This window comes from Pseudoalteromonas sp. SR45-5, from assembly GCF_014163565.1.
Taxonomy (GTDB): Bacteria; Pseudomonadota; Gammaproteobacteria; order Enterobacterales; family Alteromonadaceae; genus Pseudoalteromonas; species Pseudoalteromonas distincta.
In genome coordinates this window covers 1-2,225 of record NZ_JACJDN010000636.1, presented here as the reverse complement: position 1 = coordinate 2,225, position 2,225 = coordinate 1, and the positions used below count along the sequence as shown (strand labels likewise).

The window sequence follows — 2,225 nt, the reverse complement described above, 5'->3', positions numbered from 1 at the left end:
TAATTTATCTATACAATCCACACCTTATTTTTACGCACGTATTTTAAGTGATTATCTCATGCTATTAACGATTGTTTATATTATTGGTATTACCGCAGAAGCCATGACCGGCGCACTTAGCGCAGGACGAATGAAAATGGATTGGTTTGGCGTAGTGCTAGTAGCCAGCGCCACGGCAATTGGCGGTGGTAGCGTAAGAGATATATTACTAGGCAATTACCCGCTTACGTGGGTACAACACCCAGAGTATTTATTAATTACCTGTATTGCCGGTATTGTCACTACGTGGCTGGCTAAATGGGTGGTTAAATTTAAAGGCATATTTATGCGCTTAGACGCCCTTGGTTTAGCTGCCTTTAGTATTATTGGCTGCCAAGTGGGGCTTAATATGGGATTACATTACGGTATTTGTGTAGTGGCAGCGGTTGTTACTGGCGTATTTGGTGGGTTACTGCGCGATTTAATATGTCGCCAAGCACCGTTAGTATTACACAATGAGCTATATGCCAGCGTATCGTTAATTGTAGCGTGCTTATACCTAGCATTGCACCATTACAATATTGACGACAACATCAGCATTATTGTGAGCTTGGTTGCAGGATACTTAATACGTATTGCATCAATACGCTTTAAATGGCGCTTACCTACCTTTAGTTTATTAGAGCAGCACGCTAAATAAAAATAAGCTTAATACAAAATAAGGCAGGTAATATACCTGCCTTAGTTAATATAACTATTAGCGTATTAATTTAACGCCCGCTTACATCACTTAACGCGGTTTTTAACCCGCAGTTATTTTGCTTAAGTACGCTAAAACTACCATCGGTTTCTAGCACTACTGCGGCTACATCTTCTATAGCTAATATTCCCGCACCACGAATAGCGGCGCGAATTTCTGACTTTGTTACTCGCTGCGATTTAAGTGCAGCCGTGCAGTATTCACCATCACTCAGTAACAGCGTAGGCTCTGCTTTTATGAGCGCTGCAAATTTTGACGAGCGCACACTAAGCCATGTAATAACATATTGCAGCCCTATTAATACTACAAAGGCAAGTATGCCCTCAGCTAAAGGGACGCTTTTTGAAATAATAACAGACGCCAATATAGAGCCCAGCGCTATAGTGACTATAAAGTCGAACACGTTCCACTTTGAAAGCGTACGTTTACCCGATATACGCAACCAAAACACCAGTGCGATATAACCCAGTACACCTATTGTAAGTACACGTAATAATCCCTGCATATCATCAAAAAACATAGTCACTCCTTTATGTGCGTTATTTTTTATATAAGTAATTGCCCGCAGTAGTTATTTAAACTCTACATGGCACTTAGTTAAATAACGATGAATAAAGTGCCCTATTTTATTTTGTTAAATGTTTTACAAACTTAATTTTGCTTTGCTCTGTACTTTGTTTATCAACGTAGCCACAAACGTGATAACCATTAGTGATTAGCATAGTTAGCATTTGAGGAAACTGGTTCATCGATTTAACGTGTATATTGGTAAAGCCTTGTTCATAAGCCCACTTTTCTTGTTGGACAAGTAATTTTTTAGCAATACCTAATCTACGATAGTTAAAATGCACTCCACCAAGCCAACTATAAAATTGTGTATTAGATAGCTCATAGCCAATTTTAAAACCAACTAATGTATCTTCTTTATGTGCTACTAATATCAATGTTTTTTTGTTTTCTAAACGGTTACGTAAAGTGTCACTATCAATGCTTGTTAGCAGTTCAGGGATATATTCACTTACTGCGGTTACATCATCAATTGTGCCTGTGGTTATTGTAATAGGCATGTAATTCCTAGCTTTATAATTGCGTCTAAAAACCCTTTTAAAATCAGGGTATATAATAAACATCATAGAGTTATAGGCTAGAAATGTTCCAAGCTACAACTTACGATAATTTCTAATTACAAATCTTCAATTGCAGCTTTTATTTCATCATAAAAAAAGTCACCGAAACTGTTTGCCAAAATTTTAATTTCTTTGTGTCTTTTGTAAGATAAGCTGGTTTCTACAACGGGGGAATGCTTTTTTGAATCCGATAAGTGTAAACTGAACAAAGGTCCATAACCTGAAGCTTTTATATATATCATATTATTTGAAATATCTGTTCGCTTTCGAGCTGATTCCGTCGCAAAAATAACACAGGGTATTTCACCCACGTCTAGCCCAAACTGAGTTAAGCCATAAAAGGATTCGCCTTCAAAAGA

At 37.5% G+C, this 2,225-nt stretch carries 4 protein-coding genes; 1 reads left to right on the top strand and 3 read right to left on the bottom strand.

The genetic code is table 11. The annotated features are described in order from the left end of the window. Positions 1-58 precede the first annotated feature (58 nt). Positions 59-679: a trimeric intracellular cation channel family protein gene (locus H5072_RS17385; protein WP_182694263.1), complete on the top strand. Its 621-nt coding sequence runs from the start codon at positions 59-61 to the stop codon at positions 677-679. 70 nt (positions 680-749) lie between these two features. On the opposite strand, the gene H5072_RS17380 is transcribed toward H5072_RS17385, so the two are convergent. The 3 genes from H5072_RS17380 to H5072_RS17370 all read right to left on the bottom strand — a co-directional run. Continuing rightward, on the bottom strand, positions 750-1,259 hold the full coding sequence (locus tag H5072_RS17380) for a DUF421 domain-containing protein (RefSeq protein ID WP_182694262.1): 510 nt from the start codon (positions 1,257-1,259) through the stop codon (positions 750-752). 106 nt (positions 1,260-1,365) lie between these two features. Continuing rightward, entirely contained in the window at positions 1,366-1,806 is a 441-nt protein-coding gene (locus tag H5072_RS17375; RefSeq protein ID WP_182694261.1) for a GNAT family N-acetyltransferase, read from the bottom strand. A gap of 116 nt (positions 1,807-1,922) precedes the next feature. After that, positions 1,923-2,225: hypothetical protein (locus tag H5072_RS17370; protein ID WP_220488683.1), on the bottom strand; the 303-nt coding region annotated here is incomplete at its 5' end.

Bases quoted from the DNA above. Each gene is read 5' to 3' on its own strand.
- H5072_RS17380 (WP_182694262.1), bottom strand. From the start codon at position 1,259: ATGTTTTTTGATGATATGCAGGGATTATTACGTGTACTTACAATAGGT.
- H5072_RS17385 (WP_182694263.1), top strand. From the start codon at position 59: ATGCTATTAACGATTGTTTATATTATTGGTATTACCGCAGAAGCCATG.
- H5072_RS17375 (WP_182694261.1), bottom strand. From the start codon at position 1,806: ATGCCTATTACAATAACCACAGGCACAATTGATGATGTAACCGCAGTA.